This window comes from Solilutibacter tolerans, from assembly GCF_900155935.1.
Lineage (GTDB): Bacteria > Pseudomonadota > Gammaproteobacteria > Xanthomonadales > Xanthomonadaceae > Solilutibacter > Solilutibacter tolerans.
The window spans coordinates 520,235-541,452 of record NZ_FTLW01000001.1; the positions used below are offsets into that span (position 1 = coordinate 520,235).

Consider the following 21,218-nt stretch of genomic DNA (forward strand, 5'->3'; position numbering starts at 1 on the left):
TTTTGCAGATCACGTGGAGAACCGACATGGCCACCGGTTGGGCCGGCGATGGCGCCGTGCAGGATCAAATCGACGCGACGGTGAAAGACGCGATCAAGCGTGCACGCAGTCGCATGCCCACAGGCGAGAGTCTGGCTGCTTGCGAAGAATGCGACGCGAAGATTCCCGAGGCGCGGCGCAAGGCCGTGCCGGGCGTGCGCCTGTGCGTGCCTTGTCAGGAAGCCCACGACGCGGATGAGGCTAGCAACGCTGGCTATAACCGTCGCGGGAGCAAGGACTCGCAGCTGCGCTGAGCTTGCTTTCGCAGGCAAAGCTGCCACATTGGTCGTTTCGGCCCGTTCCCTTGGAGTTGCTCGTGTCCACGCTGCCCCCCATCCTTATCACCCGCGTCGATGCCGACCGCCTGGACGCGCTGCTCGATTCCCCCTCAACGAGGGGCATTCCGGGGTTGGATGCCTTGCGGGTGGAGCTGGAGCGCGCGGAGGTGGTCGAGCCGCGGCTGGTCCCGCCCGATGTCGCCACGATGAATTCGCGGGTCAAATTCATCGAAGACGCCTCGGGCAAGACCTTCGAGCTCACCCTCGTGTATCCGCAACAGGCGGGACAGCCCGACAGTATCTCCATCCTGGCACCGGTCGGCAGTGCGTTGCTGGGCCTGCGGGTGGGCCAGACCATCCAGTGGCCGATGCCCGGCGGGCGCATGTCGGAGCTGCGCCTGCTGCAGGTGCTGGAGCAGCCCGAGGCCGAAGGCCGCGATCTCGGCTAAGCCGCCGCCGTCCTACAGGCGGCTGAATGCCCAACGCACCGGTCGGCCGTCCTTGTACGGCATCACGCCGTGGAACGGGCGGGGATCGTCATCGAACACCAGTGGCAAGAAGTAGCGGTCGCCTTCCCACATCGGCAGGTCGTAGAGGTCGCTGAGAGACACCCACTCCAGCGGGCCTTCCGGGTTCTCGCTGTAGGCCTCGCCCTCGAACGCGGTGATCAGGAAGACGAAGCCGAGCCAATCCTCGCCGTTCTTGCCGAAGCCCGGCCAACTGACCGTGCCACGTAGCGACAGCGCGGTGCATTCGATGCCGGCTTCCTCGCGGATCTCGCGAATCATCCCGGCCATCACGTCCTCGTCGGCTTCGAGCTTTCCGCCCAGGCCGTTGTACTTGCCTAGATGCTCGTCGTCCTTGCGCGCATTGCGATGAACCATCAGCACGTGCTGGCGGTCGGGTGAGAGGATGTAACCGAGGGTGCCGATGATCGGTGAGTAAGGCATCGCGCTAGTGTAAGTGAGCGCGCCGTGGCACGCTGCGATGCAGGCATTGCGTTAACGTGTCCACAGCCAACATCCCCTTTAATCCAGACAACAGGAAAGGCCATGCATTCCGGAAGTTGCCATTGCGGCCAAACCCGCTACACCGTGGAGGCGGGCGAGATCCCCGCAGCGATGGAATGCAATTGCTCGCACTGCCAGCGCAAGGGGTATCTCCTGTGGTTCGTACCGCAGGAGGCGTTGACCATTACAGATGGCGAAGCGGCGCTGTCCACCTACACCTTCAACAGGCATGTCATCGAGCACAAGTTCTGCCCGAACTGCGGCTGCGCACCTTTCGGCTTCGGCCAGGGGGCGGATGGCAAGAAGATGGCAGCGATCAACGTGCGCTGCCTCGAAGATGTCGATCTCGACGCGATCAAGCGCAAGCCCGTCGATGGCCGCTCGCTGTGAGCGCATCCACCTCACCCACCAAGCGGATATACCGATGAGCGGAAGTCAGCGCGAACTCAACCTGCGTTTCCTTGCAGAGCCTACAGATGTGAATTACGGCGGCAAGGTGCACGGTGGGGTGGTGATGAAGTGGATCGATCAGGCCGGCTATGCGGCGGCGGTCGGCTGGAGTGGCAAATACAGCGTGACGGTGGCGGTCGGCGGCATTCGTTTTGTCGCGCCAATCCGCACCAGTGACCTGGTCACCATCACCACCAAATTGGTCTACACCGGCACCAGCTCCATGCATTTCGCGGTCGATGTCAACGCGCGCGACCCGATGGGCGGCAAGGAGCGCCTGTGCACGCACTGCGTGATCGTGTTCGTCGCGCTGGATGGTGTGGATGGCAAACCGGCGCCGGTGCCGCCGCTGACTCAGGAAACGGAAGAGGATCAGCGCCTGGCCGAATACGCGCTCAAGGTGATGGACCTCAGCAAGGGCATCGAGCAGACCATCGAGCGTTATCGCCAAGCGGACATGGACAAGGATTGAGCGCGATCCCGGATTCAACATCGCAATGAAAAAGGCCGCCCGTGGGCGGCCTTTGCATGTCTGGATGTTGTGGCGCTCAGATACCGGCGACGCGGCGCGCAGACACGAAGTGCTGGGACCAGTAGCCTTCGAGCTTGGAGACGCTGACGTCACGGCCGGTGCGCGGCGCATGCACGAACTGGTTGTTGCCGATGTAGATGCCAACGTGGTCGACCACTTTGCCACGGCTGAAAAACACCAGGTCGCCTTCGATCAGCTGGTCGCGGCGAACGCTTTCGCCACGAGTGGCCATCTCGCGCGATACACGCGGCAACTCGATGCCGAGCGCGGTCCGGAACACGTAGCCCACCAAGCCGCTGCAGTCGAAGCCGGCAGTGGTGGTGCCGCCCCAGCGGTAGGGGGTGCCGAGCAGCGTCAGGGCGCGCTTCAAGAGCTGCTGGACGCGACCTTCCTTTGCGCTGGATGCGGTAGCCGCGGCCGGGCCGGACGGCATCATCGCCAGGTCTTGCGGAAGAGTGGTGTTGTCGAGGCCCGAGAGCACCGAGTTATGGGTGGTCGAGGTGGAAATCGTCTGCACGTCAGTGCTGCGGACGGCAGGCAGGTCGCTGTCAGCGAATGCCGGTGCCGACAGGGCGGCCATCAGCATCAGGCTGGAGAGACGGAACGCGAATTTGTGGGTGTTGCGGAGGGCGCCGGAGCGGCCGTGGAGAAGCTCTAACTTCATCACGCGGTCTTCACTGTGCTAAACCAGCGGTGAGTGTGCCCGTCCACACGGATCAGAATGTTCTAATTTCGTTAAAAATTAGTTAATTTTCGTGACTGACTGCACGAAAATTGACTCTGCCCTCACAATCCGATCACTTGGGCTTCACGCAGCCCGCATTCATAAACCGGCCAATACTCGGCGTGCACCAGCATAGCGCTGCTGCCAGTAACGCCCGTCCAGGCGCTCCAACCTGACAACCCCACCAGTACGCGGGGCATGCACAAATCGCCCATCACCTACATAGATGCCTACATGGCTGACCTGTCCGCCACTGGCAAAGAACACCAGATCGCCCGTGGCCAAGCCGCTTGAATCCACAGCCGGGGCGGACAGCGCTGACAATTCGCGCGATGTGCGGGGTAGTCGCAGGTTGAGCATGTCGCGGAACACGTAATTCACCAGCCCGCTGCAGTCGAAGCCGCTTTCCGGGGTATTGCCGCCCCAGACATAGGGCGTACCAACCAGGCTGATGGCGCGGATCAGGACATCGTTGGCTTGCACAGCCTGGGACACATTGGCTGGGTCCGGCGCAGCAGGTGCTTCGTCTGCCGCCCATGCAGCAGGAGTTGTCGACAGGCAGGCGGCCAAGAATATGGTGCGATACCGCCCCGGCGCTGGCATGCGGACGGTGCGGGCGGGATAATGCGTGGACATCACGGTTCCCCTATGGCGCTAGTTGGCCGGAGTTTGAACCAATCACTCCTTGAATTTCAAGTGTTTACTGCGAGTATCTAATGAAGATTGAAAAAGACCGTGCCGTTCGTTTCCATTATTCCGTGGCTGAACAGGGGAAGGAATCGGTGGAAAACTCCCATGATCGCGAGCCTTTGGCGATCCTGATCGGCCACGGCAACATCATTCCTGGCCTGGAGAAGGCGCTGGAAGGCCGCGAGGCGGGCGAAAAATTTAGTGTGGACGTCCCGGCTGCCGAAGCCTACGGCGAGCGTCGCGAGGGTCTTTCCCAGCGTGTGCCGAAGAAGCACTTCCAGGGCGCCAAGCTTGAGCCGGGCATGCAAGTGGTACTCAACACCAACTTCGGGCCGCGTGCGGTCACCGTCGAGAAGGTCGGCATGACCACCGTCGACATCGACCTCAACCACCCGATGGCCGGCAAGGATCTGCAGTTCGACATCGAAGTGGTCGACGTGCGTGAAGCAACGCCGGAAGAGATCGAGCACGGTCATGTGCATGGCGATGGTGGCCACGAGCACTGAGCTCGCCACGTTGACAAGACCAAGCCCGCGCAAGCGGGCTTTTTCACGCGCGGAATCCCGATGTGGTCGCTACGAACGCCGCGGCTTCATCGCTACACTGCAGGGATGAATGCGAATGCTGACGTGATCGTTGCGGGTGCGGGTGCCATTGGCCTTTCGTGTGCGTTGGCGTTGCTCGAATCCGGGCGATCGGTGACGGTTATCGATGTTGCCCACGTAGGCGCGGGAACATCGCACGGTAATTGCGGGACCATCACACCCAGTCACGCACCGCCCTTGGCCGCGCCAGGCATGGTGACCAAGGCGTTGGGATGGATGCTGACCCCCGACGCGCCGCTGTACGTGCATCCACGCATGGACCTGAATTTGTGGCGATGGTTGCTACGCTTTGGTCTGCGCTGCAATGCGCGCGATTGGCGTCGCAGTGCCTTCGCCAAACACAGCTTGCTGCAGGATTCGCGCGATCGCATTCAGGATTGGGTCGAGCGCTTTGGCTTGTCATGCGGGTTCGTCGAAAGCGGCGAGGATTACGTGTTCCGAAATCCGCGTGGTCTTGAGGAAGAGCAGCACGAATTGCCGCTGCTGCGAGAGCTGGGCATCGTGGTCGAGGTCATCGACGGCGTCGAGTACGAGCGGCAGGAACCGGCGATGAAACCCGGAATCGCAGGTGCGGTGCGGTTCTCTGGCGATGCGATGTTCCGCCCGGATGCCTACGTTCGCGCGCTGGCCGAGGCCGTGCGTGCGCGTGGTGGCCACATCATCGAACAATGCGCTTTGGAGAGCCTTGAAGAAACCGACCACGGCAACATCGTCCATACGTCACAGGGGGTGATGCAAAGCCGTGATTTCGTGTTGGCCCTGGGGGCCTGGTCGCCGCGTTTGGCGAAACAAATCGGCGCGCCGTGGTTGCGTTCGGTGATCCAGCCGGGCAAGGGCTATTCCATCACCTACGATCGCCCACCGCTGGTGCCCAAACGCCCGGTGATCCTGCGTGATCGCTCGGTGTGTGTCACCTCGTGGGCCGACGGCTACCGTCTTGGCAGCACCATGGAGTTCTCTGGCTTTGATGACAGTCTCAACGAGCGCAGGTTGGGTGCGCTCGAGCGTGGCGCGGCCGAGTTTCTGCATCACCCGGTCGGCCCGGTCGTGCGTGAGCGCTGGAGTGGATGGCGGCCGATGTCGCTGGACGACGTGCCCTTGATCGGGCGCATCCCCGGCCGTCGTCACGGCTGGATGGCGACCGGTCACGGGATGATGGGGATGGGGATGAGTGCAGGCACGGGGCAACTATTGGCTGACCTGATCAGCGGACGCGAGACCGCGATCAATCCGGCCCCTTTCACGCCGGAGAGATTTGCATGAGCCCATCGGAACAAGACTTCGACCTGATCGTCATTGGCGGCGGTAGCGGCGGGCTAGCAGGTGCATTCCGCGCGGCTTCCCACGGCGCAAAGGTGGCGATGCTGGAACCGGGCGCGCTCGGTGGTACTTGCGTCAACGTCGGCTGCGTGCCGAAAAAAGCGATGTGGCTGGCGGCTGATTTGGCTGAGCATCTGGCCGCTGCACGTGGCTTCGGCTTCGAGCTGCCTGAGTCAACGCCGTTGTCTTGGGAGCAATTGCTGCTGCGGCGCAGTTGCTACATCGAGAACATCCACGCTGCGTATCGCAAACGACTCGAGGCTGCCGGCATCGTGGTGATCCCCGAGCGTGGCAGTCTGAGTAGTGAGCCGGGCGTGGTGCATGCGGGCACTTCCAGTTGGCGCGCGCCACGCATCCTGCTGGCGACCGGCGGCCACCCTTTGAAGCCGGATATTCCGGGCGTAGAGCTTGGCGGTGTGTCGGATGACTTCTTCGCCCTCACTGCGCCGCCGTCGCGCATCGCGATCGTCGGTGGGGGTTACATCGGCGTGGAGTTGGCCAGCGTACTGCAGGCGTTGGGAAGCCGTGTGTCGCTGTTCGTTCGCCAGTCACGTTTGTTGGCTGGCTTCGATCAGGAAATCACCGGCAAGCTGGCCGAATCGTTCCGCCAAGCCGGCATCGATCTCCATTTCGACTGCGAAGCAACCGCGCTGGAAGGAAAGCCAGGCGCGGTCGAAGCCATTACCGGCGACAACACCCGCCACGGCCCGTTTGATCGTGTGCTGTTCGCGACCGGGCGTGGCCCGAATGTCGATGGCTTGGGGCTGGAGGAAGCCGGTATCGTCCATAACAAGCGTGGACAGGTCGAAGTCGATGCCTGGCAGGCGACATCGCGTGCGGATGTGTTTGCGGTGGGGGATGTCACTGCGCAACCTGCACTGACGCCGGTGGCCATCGCGGCGGCCCGTCGCCTGATGGATCGCTTGTACGGCGGCGATACTGACTCACGATTGGAGTTGCCACTTGTGCCGACCGTGGTGTTTGCACATCCGCCCATCGCCAGTATTGGGCTGTCGGAAGAGGCTGCGCGCGAAGGGCATGGCGATGCGGTCAAGGTGTATCGCGCCGACTTCCGTCCGATGCTGCAGGCCTTGTCCGATGGACATCGGCGCTGTCTGTTCAAGCTGGTGTGCGTGGGCGACGACGAGCGTGTCATCGGCTTGCATCTGATCGGCCCGGGTAGCGACGAAATTCTGCAGGGATTTGCCGTGGCGATGCGCAAGGGCATCACCCGGCGCGACCTGCATGACACCTTGGCTATCCATCCGACCAGTGCGGAAGAGTTGGTATTGATTTGAGTCGCCGGGGCGTTCGCATTGAGGGTCGTTAAACTGGCGGCATGAGCGACGACATCTTCACCCTGCATCGCGGCGAGCTGCCGCTCCTGGTCAGCGTGCCGCATGATGGAACGCGTGTCCCCGCCGATATTGCATCGCGCCTGACCGATAGTGCGCGCCGCGTGCCCGATACCGACTGGCATATCGCCCGTCTTTACGATTTCGCGCGCGAAATGGGTGCGTCGATGATCGTGCCGATGCATTCGCGTTACGTTATCGACCTCAATCGCGGCGAGGATGATGTCTCGCTGTATCCGGGGCAGAACACCACCGGATTGTGTCCGTTGGTGCAGTTCACGGGTGAGCCTGTCTACCAGCCCGGCCGTGAGCCCGATGAAGCCGAAGTGCGCGCGCGCGTCGAGACCTATTGGCGTCCGTATCACGACGCCTTGCGCGGTGAGATCGCGCGGCTACGTGCGCGGCATGGCCGCGTCGTCTTGTGGGAAGGCCATTCGATCAAGGGGGATGCGTTGCCCTTCCTGTTTGAAGGTCAACTACCTGATCTCAATCTGGGCACTGCGAACGGTGCGAGTTGCCTGCCAGCCACCCAAGTGCGAATCGAAAGCGTACTGGCCGGGCAGGGCGATTATGGCTTCGTGAGTAACGGCCGATTCAAGGGCGGCCACATCACCCGTCACTACGGCATGCCCGATGATGGCGTGGAAGCGATCCAGCTGGAAACCAGCCAGCGCTGCTATATGGACGAGGCGAGTTTTGAGTGGGATGGAGACAAGGCTGCGCAACTGCAGCCACTTTTACGACAGATGCTTACAACAGCATTGGGTTGACCGATATCAAGCCTGAAGATGAGGGCAGCCACCGGACTGCCCCATCATCAATCCGGACATTACTTGGCGCCCGCGCCGATGTGTTTGCCCAGGAATTCTTCCATGCGCTGATAAAGAGCTTCCCGGTTCTTCACCGAATAGAAACCGTGCCCTTCACCTGCAGCCACCATGGTTTCAACCGGGATGTCGCGGGCAGTAAATGCGTTTTTCAGCGCGTTGAATTGCGGCATTGGCACCCGGCGATCGGCATCGCCTTGTACCAGGAACACAGGCACTTTGATCGCATCCACGTTCTGCGCAGGCGACCATGCTTTTAGTTGTGCGTCATCCTTGCCGAGGACACGATCAAGGTAGCGGCGGCCATCCCGGCTTTGGGTGATATCGCCTTCTTTCTTCATCACCGTCAGGTCATACACGCCGACGTATCCAATCGCGCATTTGTAAAGCTCGGGGAAGCGCAGGGGCTGCATCAGCGCGGCGTAGCCGCCATAGCTGGCGCCGAAGGTACAGATGCGCGACGGGTCCGCGACCTTGTTGTCGATGCTCCAACGCACGGCATCGGCGATGTCGTCCTGCATCTTGCCGCCCCATTCGCGGTAGCCGGATTTCTCGAAGTTGATCCCGCGTCCACCTGAGCCGCGAAAGTTGACTTGCAGTACCGCATATCCGCGGCTGGCGAGGAACTGCGCGTGCGGATCGAACCCCCAGCTGTCATAGGGGCCATGTGGTCCGCCATGCGGCATCACCACCATCGGACGTGGTCCAGGCCCTTTGCTCGTGATGAAGCCGTGCATGGTCTCGCCATGGCGGGACTTGAATTCGATCGGGGTGACGGACGCCATCTGTTCTGCCTTGATCCACGGCATGGACTCGGCAACCAATTGGGTCTTCATCGTGTCGCGATCAATCACGTACCACTTGGTCGGTTGTCGGTCAGAGAAGACTCGAAACAAGACCTTGCGACTGTCACGTGAGAAGTCATCGAAATCGACGATATGGGCAGGGAATGCCTTCATCAGCCCTGCATGCAGCTTGGTAAATTCGGATGTGGGATCCAGGTACTGAACGCTAGGTTTGGCAGCCAGCGAGATCACCGCGATCGGCGGGCCATTGCGACCGGCGCGGGGTACGTAGGCAGCTTCGAAGCCGGCGCGATAATCGATAGGGGTGCGTGTGCCTGCATTCAGATCAAGTCGATACCAACTCGGTGCCTCCCCCTTGTCGCTGACGGAAGCGGTTGCCTTGTTTCCGCTGGCATCGAAGTGGATGCCCGACAGGTTGTAGCCGACGAGCGATTCAGGCATCGGGGCCCAATCAGCTGTTGGTGTACGGCGATAGGAGACCGTCGGCTCATCATTGTCATCTCGTCCCACCATGACGCGAGCGTGCCCGGTCTGGTCGAAATAGAGATGTGCGGAATCCTTGACCCTTTCGACTTCCTGCCGGTTGCCGGTGCGCGTATCGACTTTGTAAACCACAGTGTCTGGTCGTTCGCCGCAATTCCAGCAGGTGAACCAGACCAACGCACTTCCAGGTTCCTCATCCAGCACCTTGGCCAGGCTGGCGAAGCCTTCGTCCTTGCGGCGAGCGGTTGCCAAGCCTTTGTTCTGGAAGTAGCCGAACAAAGTTTCCTGGTCTTTGCCGGTAACGTCGGTGGAGAACAGTTGACCCAGGCTGTAGGGCATCGGTTGCAACGGCATATTGCGTGCACGTGCCAAGGTCACCCGATCATCCGCAGTCCAGACAATGTCCGATACATGCTCTTGATTGCCGAAGCGCATCCTTTGGGTCTTGCCGTTGCCATCCAGTGGAGCGATCAGCAATTGGGTCTCGCGATTGTCTTGGGTAGGCAGCGTCATCGCGACATGCTTGCCATCTGGCGACAGCGCAACCTCGTAAACTTCCGAATGGCGCGCAAAGTCATGAGCGGTGGGTATTTGTGCAAAAGCAGGCAGGCACAGCCCCACGACAATTGCGGTCAAGCACATCGATGCTTTGAACATTCTGTTACTCCCCGGTTTTTGGCCCCGGGGACAGCCTATTCGCGCCTTGCCAGTTATTCCAGAGGGAAGATCACACTTCCAATGTCGCCAGGTCGCCCTTCTGCTCCAGCCATGCCTTGCGATCCGATGCGCGCTTCTTCGCCAACAGCATGTCCATCAGGCCGCGGGTCTGCAGGTCATCGTCATTGGTGAGCTGCACCAGACGCCGTGTATCCGGATGGATGGTGGATTCGCGCAATTGCGATGGATTCATCTCGCCCAAGCCCTTGAAGCGGGTGATGGCGACCGCGCCCTTGATCTTTTCGCGCTCGATGCGGTCCAGCAGCAGGCGCTTTTCTTCTTCATCCAGCGCGTAGAACACCTGCTTGCCCACGTCGACACGGAACAGCGGCGGCATCGCCACGAACACATGGCCGGCTTCGACCAGTGCCGGGAAATGTTTGACGAACAAGGCAGAAAGCAGGGTGGCGATGTGCAATCCGTCCGAGTCCGCATCGGCCAGGATCACCACTTTGCCGTAGCGCAGGCCGGAGATATCGTCCTTGCCCGGGTCGCAGCCGATGGCAACGGCGAGGTCATGCACTTCGGTGGAGGCGAGCACTTGCCCGCTGCCGACTTCCCACGTGTTCAAGATCTTCCCGCGCAGCGGCAGGATGGCCTGGAAGTCCTTGTCGCGTGCCTGCTTGGCGCTGCCGCCGGCCGAGTCGCCTTCGACCAAAAAGAGCTCGGTGCGCGAGAGATCCTGCGAGATGCAGTCGGCCAGCTTGCCGGGCAGGGCAGGGCCTTGCGTCACTTTCTTGCGGACGATTTGCTTCTCGGTCTTGAGGCGGGCCGATGCACGTTCGATCGCCAATTGCGCAATCTTCTCGCCCAGTTCCGTGTGGGTGTTGAGCCACAACGAAAACGCATCGTGCGCGGCGCTTTCGATGAAGCCGGCGGCCTGGCGGGAGGACAAGCGCTCCTTGGTCTGGCCGGAGAACTGCGGCTCCTGCATCTTCAGCGATAGCACGAAGGACACGCGATCCCACACGTCTTCCGGCGCCAATTTCACGCCGCGTGGCAGCAGGTTGCGGAAGTCGCAGAACTCGCGCAGCGCATTGGTCAGGCCCGATCGCAGGCCGTTGACGTGGGTGCCGTGCTGCGCGGTCGGGATCAGGTTGACGTAGCTTTCCTGCACCAGCTCGCCATCGGGAATCCACGCGACCGCCCAATCGACGATTTCGGTGTCCTTCTTCAGCTGGCCGACGAACAGTTCGGCGGGCAGGGCTTCGGTTTGCGCGAGCTCACCCTTCAAGTAATCGCGCAGGCCGTCCTGGTAGTGCCATTCGGCGCGTTCGCCACTGGCCTCGTCAAACAAGGTGACGGTCAGGCCCGGGCAAAGCACTGCCTTCGCGCGCAGCAAGTGCTTGAGCGCTCGCAGGGCGAACTTGGGCGTGTCGAAGTATTTGCCATCGGGCCAGAAGCGCAGGCGGGTACCGGTGTTCTTCTTGCCGACGCTGCCGACGATTTCCAGCGGGGAGGCCGGGTCGCCATTCGCGAAGCCCATCCGGTATTCGTTGCCCTCGCGCTTGATGTAGAGATCGACGCGGGTCGAGAGCGCGTTGACCACGCTCACGCCCACGCCGTGCAGGCCGCCGGAGAACGTGTAGTTGCGGTTGCTGAACTTGCCGCCCGCGTGCAAGCGGGTCAGGATCAATTCCACACCCGGGATGCCTTCTTCCGGGTGAATGTCGACTGGCATGCCGCGGCCGTCATCGGCCACTTCACAGCTGCCGTCGGCGAACAGGGTCACGTCGATGCGGCTGGCGTGGCCGGCCAGGGCTTCGTCGACCGCATTGTCGATGACTTCCTGGGCCAGGTGATTGGGCCGACTGGTGTCGGTGTACATGCCCGGGCGGCGCTTGACGGGGTCAAGGCCAGACAGGACTTCGATATCGGCGGCGTTGTAGCGGGTATTCATCGGAATAGTTTACGCACCAGCCAGTATTCAGGCGCTGCATCGTAAAGTGCCATCGTCCCGACCACTGAGACGGGACGAGGAGACCCCATGAAATTCCGTTCGATGATCTTACTGGCCGGTACCGCCGCCCTGATGCTGGTGGCGGGCAACGCCATGGCCCAGCAGAAGCAGGTCGATGCCAAGGCGAGCACCGAGCAATCGCAGGCCGAGGGCGACAAGGCCAAGGCCGACGCCCGCAAGCAGGCGGATGCCGAGGCGGCCAAGCAGCGCCGCGCCGAGCGCAAGGCTAAGGCCTCTAAGAGTGGCGATGGCCGCGAGGAAGAGGAAGAAGACCCTGCGAACTGATCGCTCGCGTCGTTCCTGCAGCAGAACGCCCCGGCTCGCCGGGGCGTTCGCGTTTGTGGCCCTCGGCCGGTAGAATGTCGCTTTCCAGCGCGACGCCCGCATCATGACGACCCCCGCTGCCACTACGCCCCTCATCTTCGTGACCGGAGGCGTGGTTTCCTCGCTTGGCAAAGGCATTACCGCCGCCTCACTCGCCGCCATCCTTGAAGCCCGCGGGCTCAAGGTGACGATGATGAAGCTCGACCCCTATATCAACGTCGATCCCGGCACGATGTCGCCGTTCCAGCATGGCGAGGTCTATGTGACCGATGACGGCGCCGAGACCGACCTCGACCTCGGCCACTACGAGCGTTTCGTCAACACGCGCCTGTCGGGCAAGAACTCCATCACCACCGGCAAGATCTACGACTCGGTGATCCGCAAGGAACGCCGCGGCGATTACCTCGGCGGCACGGTGCAGGTGATCCCGCACATCACCGACGAGATCAAGCGCCGGATCGACGAGGCGACCGCCGGTTACGACGTCGCCCTGGTCGAGATCGGCGGCACGGTGGGCGACATCGAATCCCTGCCGTTCCTCGAGGCGATTCGCCAGATCCGCACGGAGCGCGGCCCGCAGAGCGCTATGTTCATGCACCTCACCCTGGTGCCGTTCATCGCCGCCGCCGGCGAGCTCAAGACCAAGCCTACCCAGCACTCGGTGAAGGAATTGCGTTCGATCGGTATCCAGCCGGACGTGCTGATCTGCCGTAGCGAGCAGCCCTTGCCGGAAGGCGAACGCCGCAAGATTGCGCTGTTCACCAATGTGCCGGAACGCGCGGTCATCACCGCGATTGACCTCGACAACATCTACAAGATTCCGGCGTGGCTGCACGAACAGCAGCTCGACCAGATCGTCGTCGACCAATTGCGTCTAGAAGGCAAGGCGTCAAACGAAGCCGACCTGTCCGAATGGGAAGCCGTGGTCGATGCGACCCAGAACCCGGTGGACGAAGTCACGATCGCGGTCGTCGGCAAGTACATCGACCATCAGGATGCGTACAAATCCGTGGCCGAAGCGCTCAAGCACGGCGGCATCCGCCAACGCACTCGCGTCAAGTTGAAGTGGCTGGAATCGCAGGACGTCGAGCGCGATGGAGCGGAAGCCGCACTGGCCGATGTCGATGGCATTCTGGTGCCCGGCGGCTTTGGCGATCGCGGTTTCGAAGGCAAGGTGTTGAGCGCCAAACACGCCCGCGAGCAGGGCATCCCGTATTTCGGCATCTGTTACGGCATGCAGGCGGCGGTGGTCGATGCTGCGCGCAACCTCGCCGGCCTTGAAGGCGCCAACAGCACCGAGAATGACCGCAACAATCCGCACCCGGTCATCGGCCTCATCACCGAATGGCGCACGTCCACGGGTGAAGTCGAGCGTCGCAGCGAAGCGAGCGATCTCGGCGGCACCATGCGCCTGGGCCTGCAGCAGCAGCGGGTGAAGCCCGGTACGCTGGCGCACAAGCTCTATGGCAGCGATGTGGTGGGCGAGCGCCATCGACACCGTTACGAGTTCAACAATCACTACCGCACCCAGCTGGAAGACGTAGGCCTGGTGTTCTCGGCCAAATCGATGGACGACACGCTGGTCGAGATGATCGAGTGGCCGACGCATCCCTGGTTCCTGGCTTGCCAGGCGCATCCGGAATTCCTCTCCACCCCGCGTGGTGGGCATCCGCTGTTCATCGGCTTCATTCGCGCAGCGCGTGAACGTAAAGCTGGCGGCAAACTCTTGAGCGAGGCAGCAGCATGAAATTGCTCGACTTTGACATCGGCCTCGACAAGCCGTTCTTCCTGATCGCCGGCCCGTGCGTGGTCGAGTCGATGGAGTTGCAGATCGAGACCGCCGGCAAGCTGAAGGAAATCACCAGCGAGCTGGGCATCCCCTTCATCTTCAAATCCAGCTTCGACAAGGCAAATCGCACGTCGCTCAATAGCTTCCGCGGCCCGGGCATGGAAGAGGGCCTGAAGGTGCTGGCCGAGGTGAAGCGCCAGCTCGATGTGCCGCTTCTGACCGATGTGCACGAGTACACGCCGATGGACGAAGTCGCTTCGGTCGTCGATGTGCTGCAGACGCCGGCTTTCCTCGTGCGCCAGACCGACTTCATCACCAAGGTCTGCAACGCGGGCAAGCCGGTCAACATCAAGAAAGGCCAATTCCTCTCGCCGTGGGACATGAAACCCGTGGTCGAGAAGGCCAAGGCGACCGGCAATCAACACATCATGGTGTGCGAGCGCGGCGCGAGCTTCGGTTACAACAATCTCGTCTCCGACATGCGCTCGCTCAGCGTGATGCGCGATACCGGTTGCCCGGTGGTGTTCGATGCGACGCACTCGGTGCAGTTGCCGGGCGGGCAGGGCAGCTCCAGCGGCGGCCAGCGCGAATTCGTGCCCGTGCTCTCGCGCGCGGCGATGGCGGTCGGCATCAGCGGCATCTTCATGGAAACGCACCCCGATCCGGCCAAGGCGCTCAGCGATGGCCCGAATGCGTGGCCGCTCGGCAAGATGCGCGCCTTGCTTGAAACCTTGAAGGAGATCGATGCGATCACCAAGCGCAACGGTTTCATCGAATCCCAACTTTGAAGAACTGAAAGACTCATGACCACGATCAGCCATGTCCACGCCCGCGAAATCCTCGACAGCCGCGGCAATCCCACGCTTGAAGCGGAAGTCACCCTGAATGATGGCAGCTTCGGCCGCGCAATGGTGCCTTCGGGCGCTTCCACCGGCACCAAGGAAGCAGTCGAACTGCGCGATGGCGACAAGACGCGCTATCTCGGCAAGGGCGTGCAGAACGCCGTCGGCAACGTCAACACGACGATTGCCGATGCGCTGAAGGGCATGGACGCAGCGGACCAGAAGGGTGTCGATGCGCGCCTGATCGATCTGGATGGCACCGAGAACAAGGGCCGCCTTGGTGCGAATGCGCTGCTGGGTGTGTCGATGGCGGTGGCGCATGCGACGGCGGCCTCACGCAAGGAGCCGCTGTGGAAGTATCTGGCCAACGGCCGCGCGCCGGTGTTGCCGGTGCCGATGATGAACATCATCAATGGCGGTGCGCATGCCGACAACAACGTCGACATGCAGGAATTCATGATCCTGCCGGTGGGCTTTGATCGCTTCTCCGAAGCGCTGCGTGCGGGCACGGAAGTGTTCCATGCACTGAAATCGGTGTTGAAGGGCCGCGGCCTGTCCACGGCGGTGGGCGATGAAGGCGGCTTCGCGCCGGACCTGCGCAGCAATGCCGAAGCGCTCGACACGATTTTGGAGGCCATCGGCAAGGCGGGCTACAAGGCGGGCGACGACATGCTGTTGGGTCTGGATGTCGCTTCAAGCGAGTTCCACGACAACGGCAAGTACAACCTGACGGGCGAAGGCAAGCGTTTGACCAGCGAGCAGTTTGTCGATTTCCTTGCGGGCTGGTGCGACCAGTATCCGATCATCACCATTGAAGACGGCATGGGTGAGCACGATTGGGAAGGCTGGAAGCTCTTGACCGAGAAAGTCGGCAACCGTGTGCAGTTGGTGGGTGATGATCTGTTCGTCACCAATCCGCGCATCTTCAAGCAGGGCATCGACGAGCACGTCGCCAACGCGATTCTGATCAAGGTCAACCAGATCGGCACGTTGTCGGAAACGCTGGAAGCCATCGCGATGGCCGATGCTGCGAATTACGCCGCGATCATCTCGCATCGTTCGGGCGAAACCGAAGACACGACCATCGCCGATATCTCGGTGGCCACCACCGCGACCCAGATCAAGACCGGCTCGCTGTGCCGGAGCGATCGCGTGGCGAAGTACAACCAGCTGCTGCGTATCGAGGAACAACTGGGCAGCGCGGCGAAGTACGCCGGTCGCGACGCCTTCGTGTCGATTAAGCGCTGACGCCGGATGCGCGGTCCGCGCCCGCTGTTTCTCATCACGCTGGTACTGCTGGCTTTGCTTGGCTGGCTGCAGTACCGGCTGTGGTTTGGCGTGGGCGGGCAGCGCCAGGTGGGCGCATTGTCCGAACAGGTCGACAAGCAAAAGGCTGCCAACACCGACCTGCAGGAGCGCAACGATGCACTCGCGGCCGAGGTGCGCGATCTGAAGGATCCGTCATCGGGCGGCGCGGCGATCGAAGAGCGCGCCCGTGACGAATTCGGGTTGATCAAGCCCGGCGAAACCTTCTATCGCGTGGTCGATGACCGTCCCAAGCCGGCCGCACCTGCCCCTGCCGAGGCCGAGGCCGAGTGAGCATCACGCACTGGTGCGTGATCCCCGCTGCGGGCAGTGGCGCACGTTTTGGCGGCGACATCCCCAAGCAATATGTCGAAGTCGCGGGGCGTAGCATCCTGCTGCACACGCTTGATGCCTTGCTCTCGCATCCGCGCATCGCTGGGGCGATAGTGGCGTTGTCAGCCGGAGATGCGCTTTGGCCTGTGTCGTTGAGCGACATGCATGGCAAGCCGGTGCGGACTTGCATTGGTGGGACGAGCCGTGCGGCATCGGTCTCGAATGCACTTGCAGCTTTACCGGTGGAAGTGACGGGCGGTGATGCCGTGCTGGTCCACGATGCCGCGCGTCCCAATGTGTCGCATGTCGATCTCGACGCCTTGTTCGCTGCATTGGATTCGCATCTGCAGGGGGCGATCCTGGCCGCGCCCGTGCGCGACACCCTCAAGCGTGCGGATGATTCTGGCGATATCGCCGCGACCGAACCGCGTGACAAGTTGTGGCGTGCGTTCACGCCGCAGGCTTTCCCACGCGGCCTGCTGGCCAAGGCTTTGGGCGATGCGGCTTCGGCGGGCATCGACGTGACCGACGAGGCGATGGCGATGGAACGTATCGGCATCCATGCGCGTCTGGTCGAAAGTTCGGAAGACAATTTCAAGATCACCACGCCCGCGGATCTCGCGCGCTTCGAATTCATGGTGTCACCACGATGAGCAATGACAACACGCCGCGAATGCGGATCGGGCAGGGCTTCGACGTGCATGGCTTTGGGCCGGGTGATCACGTGATGCTCGGCGGCGTGCGCGTGCCGCACACGCAAGGCGTGGAAGCGCATAGCGATGGCGACGTGGTGATCCATGCGCTGTGCGATGCGATGTTGGGTGCCTTGGCGCTCGGCGACATCGGCCAGCATTTTCCGCCCAGCGACATGCGCTGGAAGGATGCGGCCAGCATCGATTTTTTGCGTCATTGCAATGCGTTGCTCAGTGAGCGCGGCTGGCGGGTCGGCAATTGCGACATCACGGTGATTTGCGAACGCCCAAAAGTTGGACCGCATGCCGAGGCGATGCGTCGCTTGCTGGCGAATGAGTTGGGCCTTGAGTTGGATGCCGTGAGCATCAAGGCGACGACCACCGAGAAGCTGGGGTTTACCGGCCGCGGCGAAGGCATCGCCGCACAGGCCGCGTGCCTGCTGGTGGCGGGCTGATTCTTGTCTATCCAGGATCTCGCACGCGCGCATGGCGCACCGGTACTCAAGGCGCGTCTGCGCACCACGGCTGAAGATTTCCGCGTCGATGAGATCGACACCTTCGAGCCCAGCGGCAGCGGTGAGCACCTGTTGCTCGCGATCGAAAAGCGGGGCATGACGACCATGCACGCCCTGCGCCGGATCGCGCAGTGGGCGGGCGTTGCGGAATCGGCCATCGGGTATGCGGGGTTGAAGGACCGGCATGCCGTCACGCGCCAACGCTTCACCGTGTGGATCCCGAAGAAAACTTCGCCAGACGTAACTGCGTTGCAAGCGGATGACTTCAAGGTGCTGTCCGCGGACTGGCACGCACGCAAATTGCCGCGCGGCGCCCTCACGGGCAATCGCTTCGGGCTGGTGCTGCGCGATGTCGAAGGCGAGCGAGATGCTGTCGAAACGCGCCTGCAAGTGATCAGCGCGCGAGGCGTGCCCAATTATTTCGGCGAGCAGCGCTTTGGTCGCGGCGGTGACAACGTGTCCCAGGCCTTGGCGATGTTTGCGGGCAAGCGGGTCCGTCGCGACGAGCGATCATTGCTGCTGTCTGCTGCGCGCTCGCAGATTTTCAACGCCGTGCTGGATCAGCGCGTTCAGCGTAATGACTGGGATCAGGGCATCGAGGGCGATGTGTTCATGCTGGACGGCAGCCACAGCGTATTCGGCCCGGTCGAGGTCGATGAGACCATCGCGACGCGTCTCGCCAGCTTCGACATCCACCCGACTGGTCCCATGTGGGGGCGTGGAGAACTGCGTCCGCAAGCTGCGATTCGCGTACTGGAAAGCTACATCGCCCAGACCTATGCCGAGCTATGCGACGGTCTGGAAAAAGCCGGCATGAAACAAGAACGCCGCGGACTTCGGCTGAAGGTGTCGGCGCTCGCATGGACATGGCAGGCGGAGGATGTCTTGTCGTTGTCCTTCCAGCTGCCTGCGGGCAGTTATGCGACCACCGTATTGCGTGAGTTGGGCGACGTAGAGGATGTGCAACGGCCATGAAATGGCACCGCGAAAATGGATTCCCGGACAACCCGGATTTCGAGCCAGAAGTCGAAGGCGGCTGGGCCAAACTACCCGAGCCGCCGGCAGAGCAATTGCAGCTTTATGCGGGCGTCGCTTTGGTCATCACCTTGCCGTTGTTGATTCTTGCGTGGGCCTTGGTGCCCGGCAGTGAGAACTCGCGCGGCCTCGCCATCGCGAGCGTCGCGGCCATCTTGTTGCTATTGCCGCTGATGGCGGTGCATGAAGGCATTCATTTATTGCTGCACCCGGGCATGGGACGTAGCGACCAGAGCGTGGTGGGCGGTAGCAGCAAGCACGGCGTGCTCTACGCGATGTATTTTGGTGAGATGTCGCGTGGTCGTTATGCCGCGGTGTTGCTCGGGCCGTTCCTGGTATTGACCGTGTTGCCTTGGTCGGTCTGTCTCGCCATCGGGCAGTTCGTACCTTGGGCGGCGGGCGTGTCGATGATGAACGGGATGTTGGCCTGCGGCGATTTGATGGGAACGTGGTTGATCCTGCGCGGCAGCCCGCGAGGGGCGCGTCTGCGTAACCGGGGTTATTACACATGGTGGCGGACTACGCCGGTCATCGCTTCGTCTTGAGCAGCACCAGCACCGCGCCGGTGCCGCCCTGCGCGGTCGGCGCGGAGTGGAAAGCCAGCACATCGGCGCGTTGGCGGAGCATGCGGTCGACCAGGTTCTTCAGCACCGGTACGCCTTCCGCCGAATAACGTCCCTTGCCGTGGATGATGCGCACGCAGGCGATGCCCTCGTGCAGGGCGTGGCGGAGGAACTCGCGCAGCCAGTTTTCCGCGGTCTTGGCGTCTATGCCGTGCAGGTCCAGCTCGTCGCCGGCCGCATATTCACCGCGTGCCAGGCGACGCAAGACACGTGATGTCACTTCGTCGCGGCGATAGCTCAGCGCATCGCCCGCACCCAGCAATTGTTCCCCCAGCGCCAGGCGGAATTCGCTGCGGGCATTGGCTTCGTCGCGTTCGGCCATGGCGGCGCGGGGCTTGGGTCGGGGCTTGGCGGGTGGCGCCGGCCCGGCATCGATCTCGCGCACCGGGCCGATCGCCGAGCGAAACAGCGCGGCATCATCGTCGTCAGCGGGCGGATCGAGCTGTTCGGGCGGTTTGCGGCTCATGCGGAAACTTTAGCCGGTAAGTCGCTCCGGTATCATGACCGCTTCGTAACGAGGAACCGCATGCGCATTCTGGTGAGCAATGACGATGGCGTGGACGCGCCGGGCATCCGTATCCTGGCCCGCCAGCTGCGCGAGGCCGGCCACGAAGTGACGGTGGTCGCGCCCGACCGCGACCGCAGCGGTGCCAGCAATTCGCTCACCCTCGACATGCCCATCCGCGTCGTCCAACTCGATGCCGATACCTGGCGCGTGCATGGCACGCCGACCGATTGCGTGCATCTGGCGTTGACCGGCATGTTTGATGATCGCGAAGAGCCCGACATGGTGGTCTCCGGCATCAACAATGCGGCGAATCTGGGTGATGACGTGATTTATTCCGGCACCGTCTCTGCGGCGATGGAAGGGCGCTTCCTCGGCTTGCCGGCGGTGGCCGTCTCGCTGGTCACGCGTGACCACGATCCGCAGTATTTCGAGACCGCGGCGCGTGCTGCCGTGCAGATCGTCGCGCGCTTGGCAAGTGATCCGCTGCCTGCCGACACCATCCTGAATGTCAATGTGCCGGATATCGCCTGGGACGAAGTCACCGGCTTCGAGGCGACGCGCCTGGGCAACCGGCATCGTGCAGAAGCCTGTATCGCCGCGCCTGATCCGCGAGGTCGTGCGTTCTACTGGATCGGCCCGGCCGGTCCGGAACAAGACGCAGGCCCGGGGACCGACTTCGACGCGATTCGCCGGGGTGCGATATCGGTGACGCCGATTAAGGTCGACCTGACCCGTTACCAGGCGCTGGAGCAAGTGGCCAGCTGGGTCCAGGGTTTCGACGCGTGATGGTTTCGCGCATGCGCCTGCAACCTGACGCATTGGGGGTCGGCATGACCAGCCAACGCGCGCGTGACCGCTTGATTGAACGCCTGCGCGAACAAGGCGTGCACGACGAACGCGTGCTGGTCGCCGTGCGCACCTTGCCGCGCCATTTGTTTGTCGATGAAGCCCTGGCCGCGCGCGCCTACGAAGACACGGCATTGCCCATCGGCCATGGTCAGACCATCTCGCAACCGTGGGTCGTGGCGAAGATGACCGAAGCCGTGCTGGAAACACAGCCCAAGACCGTGCTCGAAATCGGCACAGGCTCCGGCTATCAGGCAGCGATGCTGGCGGCCCTGGGCTTGCAGGTCTATACGGTGGAGCGCATCGGCGACTTGCTGCGCGGCGCACGCAAGCGTTTCCGTAAATTGAACTTGGAAATTCGCAGCCGTCATGACGATGGACGCGTCGGCTGGGCGGAACATGCGCCCTTCGATGCCATCGTCGTCACGGCCGGTGCGGCAGCATTGGAGCCCGCATTGGTCGAACAGCTCGCGCCGGGCGGCACTTTGGTTGCGCCGGTGGCGGGGCAACTGTTGCGCCTGCGCAAGACGAGCGATGGCGACATCGAACAAATCAACCTGGCGCCGGTGAGCTTCGTGCCGCTGCTCGCCGGCATCGTGGATGGCTGAGA

25 protein-coding genes are annotated in these 21,218 nt (G+C 62.4%); 19 read left to right on the forward strand and 6 right to left on the reverse strand.

Going from position 1 to position 21,218, the window contains the following annotated elements; all coding sequences use genetic code 11:
• Positions 1 to 26: 26 nt before the first annotated feature.
• Together BW989_RS02510 and rnk are read left to right on the forward strand one after the other, a co-directional pair.
• Complete coding sequence (locus BW989_RS02510) at positions 27 to 293, forward strand: DksA/TraR family C4-type zinc finger protein (protein WP_076584993.1); 267 nt, start codon at positions 27 to 29, stop codon at positions 291 to 293.
• A gap of 62 nt (positions 294 to 355) precedes the next feature.
• Positions 356 to 766, forward strand: coding sequence for a nucleoside diphosphate kinase regulator (rnk, locus tag BW989_RS02515; RefSeq protein WP_076585303.1), 411 nt, complete (start codon positions 356 to 358; stop codon positions 764 to 766).
• A gap of 12 nt (positions 767 to 778) precedes the next feature.
• Here the strand turns inward: rnk and BW989_RS02520 are convergent, their stop codons facing one another.
• Positions 779 to 1,267 carry an NUDIX hydrolase gene (locus tag BW989_RS02520; protein WP_076584995.1) on the reverse strand — a complete coding sequence of 163 codons (489 nt, stop codon included), beginning with the start codon at positions 1,265 to 1,267 and terminating at the stop codon, positions 779 to 781.
• A 102-nt stretch (positions 1,268 to 1,369) separates the two neighbouring features.
• Here BW989_RS02520 and BW989_RS02525 point away from each other — a divergent pair, with 102 nt between their 5' ends.
• Entirely contained in the window at positions 1,370 to 1,717 is a 348-nt protein-coding gene (locus BW989_RS02525) for a GFA family protein (RefSeq protein WP_076584997.1), read from the forward strand.
• A 34-nt stretch (positions 1,718 to 1,751) separates the two neighbouring features.
• Positions 1,752 to 2,249, forward strand: coding sequence for an acyl-CoA thioesterase (locus tag BW989_RS02530; RefSeq protein WP_076584999.1), 498 nt, complete (start codon positions 1,752 to 1,754; stop codon positions 2,247 to 2,249).
• Between the two features lie 76 nt (positions 2,250 to 2,325).
• Here BW989_RS02530 and BW989_RS02535 read toward each other — a convergent pair whose 3' ends face one another.
• Positions 2,326 to 2,973 carry a C40 family peptidase gene (locus tag BW989_RS02535; protein WP_129582789.1) on the reverse strand — a complete coding sequence of 216 codons (648 nt, stop codon included), beginning with the start codon at positions 2,971 to 2,973 and terminating at the stop codon, positions 2,326 to 2,328.
• Positions 2,974 to 3,132: 159 nt separating this feature from the next.
• A complete protein-coding gene (locus BW989_RS02540; protein WP_129582790.1) occupies positions 3,133 to 3,669 on the reverse strand; it encodes a C40 family peptidase in 537 nt (178 codons plus the stop codon).
• 80 nt (positions 3,670 to 3,749) lie between these two features.
• Between BW989_RS02540 and BW989_RS02545 the strand changes: the two genes are divergently transcribed.
• From BW989_RS02545 to hutG, 4 genes are all read left to right on the forward strand, one after another.
• Positions 3,750 to 4,229, forward strand: coding sequence for an FKBP-type peptidyl-prolyl cis-trans isomerase (locus tag BW989_RS02545; protein WP_076585001.1), 480 nt, complete (start codon positions 3,750 to 3,752; stop codon positions 4,227 to 4,229).
• Between the two features lie 105 nt (positions 4,230 to 4,334).
• The gene (locus tag BW989_RS02550) at positions 4,335 to 5,591 is read left to right on the forward strand and encodes an NAD(P)/FAD-dependent oxidoreductase (RefSeq protein WP_076585003.1); all 1,257 of its coding nucleotides are present in this window, start codon (positions 4,335 to 4,337) and stop codon (positions 5,589 to 5,591) included.
• Positions 5,588 to 6,946 (forward strand): glutathione-disulfide reductase, encoded by a 1,359-nt coding sequence (gorA, locus tag BW989_RS02555; protein ID WP_076585005.1) that lies wholly within the window; start codon positions 5,588 to 5,590, stop codon positions 6,944 to 6,946. The genes BW989_RS02550 and gorA overlap by 4 nt, the downstream gene beginning before the upstream one ends.
• Positions 6,947 to 6,987: 41 nt before the next feature.
• On the forward strand, positions 6,988 to 7,773 hold the full coding sequence (gene hutG / locus BW989_RS02560) for an N-formylglutamate deformylase (RefSeq protein ID WP_076585007.1): 786 nt from the start codon (positions 6,988 to 6,990) through the stop codon (positions 7,771 to 7,773).
• Positions 7,774 to 7,832: 59 nt separating this feature from the next.
• On the opposite strand, the gene BW989_RS02565 is transcribed toward hutG, so the two are convergent.
• Both BW989_RS02565 and parE read right to left on the reverse strand, forming a co-directional pair.
• Positions 7,833 to 9,632 (reverse strand): alpha/beta hydrolase family protein, encoded by a 1,800-nt coding sequence (locus tag BW989_RS02565; protein WP_165688537.1) that lies wholly within the window; start codon positions 9,630 to 9,632, stop codon positions 7,833 to 7,835.
• A gap of 214 nt (positions 9,633 to 9,846) precedes the next feature.
• On the reverse strand, positions 9,847 to 11,736 hold the full coding sequence (parE, locus tag BW989_RS02570) for a DNA topoisomerase IV subunit B (protein ID WP_076585010.1): 1,890 nt from the start codon (positions 11,734 to 11,736) through the stop codon (positions 9,847 to 9,849).
• An 87-nt stretch (positions 11,737 to 11,823) separates the two neighbouring features.
• On the opposite strand from parE, the gene BW989_RS02575 reads away from it, so the two are divergent.
• The 9 genes from BW989_RS02575 to BW989_RS02615 all read left to right on the forward strand — a co-directional run bounded on the left by BW989_RS02575 (position 11,824) and on the right by BW989_RS02615 (position 19,176).
• Entirely contained in the window at positions 11,824 to 12,081 is a 258-nt protein-coding gene (locus tag BW989_RS02575; protein ID WP_076585012.1) for a hypothetical protein, read from the forward strand.
• 103 nt (positions 12,082 to 12,184) lie between these two features.
• Positions 12,185 to 13,867 (forward strand): CTP synthase, encoded by a 1,683-nt coding sequence (pyrG, locus tag BW989_RS02580; RefSeq protein WP_076585014.1) that lies wholly within the window; start codon positions 12,185 to 12,187, stop codon positions 13,865 to 13,867.
• Complete coding sequence (gene kdsA / locus BW989_RS02585) at positions 13,864 to 14,697, forward strand: 3-deoxy-8-phosphooctulonate synthase (RefSeq protein WP_076585016.1); 834 nt, start codon at positions 13,864 to 13,866, stop codon at positions 14,695 to 14,697. The genes pyrG and kdsA overlap by 4 nt, the downstream gene beginning before the upstream one ends.
• Before the next feature lie 15 nt (positions 14,698 to 14,712).
• Positions 14,713 to 15,999, forward strand: a complete 1,287-nt coding sequence (eno, locus tag BW989_RS02590; protein ID WP_076585018.1) for a phosphopyruvate hydratase — start codon at positions 14,713 to 14,715, stop codon at positions 15,997 to 15,999.
• A gap of 6 nt (positions 16,000 to 16,005) precedes the next feature.
• Positions 16,006 to 16,350 (forward strand): cell division protein FtsB, encoded by a 345-nt coding sequence (ftsB, locus tag BW989_RS02595; RefSeq protein WP_076585020.1) that lies wholly within the window; start codon positions 16,006 to 16,008, stop codon positions 16,348 to 16,350.
• A complete protein-coding gene (gene ispD, locus BW989_RS02600) occupies positions 16,347 to 17,042 on the forward strand; it encodes a 2-C-methyl-D-erythritol 4-phosphate cytidylyltransferase (RefSeq protein WP_076585022.1) in 696 nt (231 codons plus the stop codon). The genes ftsB and ispD overlap by 4 nt, the downstream gene beginning before the upstream one ends.
• Positions 17,039 to 17,536, forward strand: coding sequence for a 2-C-methyl-D-erythritol 2,4-cyclodiphosphate synthase (gene ispF, locus BW989_RS02605; RefSeq protein WP_076585024.1), 498 nt, complete (start codon positions 17,039 to 17,041; stop codon positions 17,534 to 17,536). The genes ispD and ispF overlap by 4 nt, the downstream gene beginning before the upstream one ends.
• 9 nt (positions 17,537 to 17,545) lie before the next feature.
• Complete coding sequence (truD, locus tag BW989_RS02610) at positions 17,546 to 18,571, forward strand: tRNA pseudouridine(13) synthase TruD (protein WP_076585309.1); 1,026 nt, start codon at positions 17,546 to 17,548, stop codon at positions 18,569 to 18,571.
• Entirely contained in the window at positions 18,568 to 19,176 is a 609-nt protein-coding gene (locus BW989_RS02615; RefSeq protein WP_076585026.1) for a DUF3267 domain-containing protein, read from the forward strand. The genes truD and BW989_RS02615 overlap by 4 nt, the downstream gene beginning before the upstream one ends.
• Here BW989_RS02615 and BW989_RS02620 read toward each other — a convergent pair.
• Positions 19,160 to 19,720: a Smr/MutS family protein gene (locus BW989_RS02620; RefSeq protein WP_076585028.1), complete on the reverse strand. Its 561-nt coding sequence runs from the start codon at positions 19,718 to 19,720 to the stop codon at positions 19,160 to 19,162. The two genes, BW989_RS02615 and BW989_RS02620, sit on opposite strands and share 17 nt — an antisense overlap.
• 60 nt (positions 19,721 to 19,780) lie before the next feature.
• On the opposite strand from BW989_RS02620, the gene surE reads away from it, so the two are divergent.
• Both surE and BW989_RS02630 read left to right on the forward strand, forming a co-directional pair.
• On the forward strand, positions 19,781 to 20,548 hold the full coding sequence (gene surE / locus BW989_RS02625) for a 5'/3'-nucleotidase SurE (protein ID WP_076585030.1): 768 nt from the start codon (positions 19,781 to 19,783) through the stop codon (positions 20,546 to 20,548).
• Complete coding sequence (locus tag BW989_RS02630) at positions 20,548 to 21,216, forward strand: protein-L-isoaspartate(D-aspartate) O-methyltransferase (protein ID WP_076585032.1); 669 nt, start codon at positions 20,548 to 20,550, stop codon at positions 21,214 to 21,216. The genes surE and BW989_RS02630 overlap by 1 nt, the downstream gene beginning before the upstream one ends.
• Positions 21,217 to 21,218 lie beyond the last annotated feature (2 nt).

Excerpts from the sequence above, each read along its gene's own strand:
- BW989_RS02510 (WP_076584993.1), top strand. The coding sequence starts at position 27 with ATGGCCACCGGTTGGGCCGGCGATGGCGCCGTGCAGGATCAAATCGAC.
- BW989_RS02520 (WP_076584995.1), bottom strand. The coding sequence starts at position 1,267 with ATGCCTTACTCACCGATCATCGGCACCCTCGGTTACATCCTCTCACCC.
- BW989_RS02525 (WP_076584997.1), top strand. The coding sequence starts at position 1,370 with ATGCATTCCGGAAGTTGCCATTGCGGCCAAACCCGCTACACCGTGGAG.
- BW989_RS02530 (WP_076584999.1), top strand. The coding sequence starts at position 1,752 with ATGAGCGGAAGTCAGCGCGAACTCAACCTGCGTTTCCTTGCAGAGCCT.
- BW989_RS02535 (WP_129582789.1), bottom strand. The coding sequence starts at position 2,973 with ATGAAGTTAGAGCTTCTCCACGGCCGCTCCGGCGCCCTCCGCAACACC.
- BW989_RS02540 (WP_129582790.1), bottom strand. The coding sequence starts at position 3,669 with ATGTCCACGCATTATCCCGCCCGCACCGTCCGCATGCCAGCGCCGGGG.
- BW989_RS02545 (WP_076585001.1), top strand. The coding sequence starts at position 3,750 with ATGAAGATTGAAAAAGACCGTGCCGTTCGTTTCCATTATTCCGTGGCT.
- BW989_RS02550 (WP_076585003.1), top strand. The coding sequence starts at position 4,335 with ATGAATGCGAATGCTGACGTGATCGTTGCGGGTGCGGGTGCCATTGGC.
- gorA (WP_076585005.1), top strand. The coding sequence starts at position 5,588 with ATGAGCCCATCGGAACAAGACTTCGACCTGATCGTCATTGGCGGCGGT.
- hutG (WP_076585007.1), top strand. The coding sequence starts at position 6,988 with ATGAGCGACGACATCTTCACCCTGCATCGCGGCGAGCTGCCGCTCCTG.
- BW989_RS02565 (WP_165688537.1), bottom strand. The coding sequence starts at position 9,632 with ATGACGCTGCCTACCCAAGACAATCGCGAGACCCAATTGCTGATCGCT.
- parE (WP_076585010.1), bottom strand. The coding sequence starts at position 11,736 with ATGAATACCCGCTACAACGCCGCCGATATCGAAGTCCTGTCTGGCCTT.
- BW989_RS02575 (WP_076585012.1), top strand. The coding sequence starts at position 11,824 with ATGAAATTCCGTTCGATGATCTTACTGGCCGGTACCGCCGCCCTGATG.
- pyrG (WP_076585014.1), top strand. The coding sequence starts at position 12,185 with ATGACGACCCCCGCTGCCACTACGCCCCTCATCTTCGTGACCGGAGGC.
- kdsA (WP_076585016.1), top strand. The coding sequence starts at position 13,864 with ATGAAATTGCTCGACTTTGACATCGGCCTCGACAAGCCGTTCTTCCTG.
- eno (WP_076585018.1), top strand. The coding sequence starts at position 14,713 with ATGACCACGATCAGCCATGTCCACGCCCGCGAAATCCTCGACAGCCGC.
- ftsB (WP_076585020.1), top strand. The coding sequence starts at position 16,006 with ATGCGCGGTCCGCGCCCGCTGTTTCTCATCACGCTGGTACTGCTGGCT.
- ispF (WP_076585024.1), top strand. The coding sequence starts at position 17,039 with ATGAGCAATGACAACACGCCGCGAATGCGGATCGGGCAGGGCTTCGAC.
- BW989_RS02615 (WP_076585026.1), top strand. The coding sequence starts at position 18,568 with ATGAAATGGCACCGCGAAAATGGATTCCCGGACAACCCGGATTTCGAG.
- BW989_RS02620 (WP_076585028.1), bottom strand. The coding sequence starts at position 19,720 with ATGAGCCGCAAACCGCCCGAACAGCTCGATCCGCCCGCTGACGACGAT.
- surE (WP_076585030.1), top strand. The coding sequence starts at position 19,781 with ATGCGCATTCTGGTGAGCAATGACGATGGCGTGGACGCGCCGGGCATC.
- BW989_RS02630 (WP_076585032.1), top strand. The coding sequence starts at position 20,548 with ATGGTTTCGCGCATGCGCCTGCAACCTGACGCATTGGGGGTCGGCATG.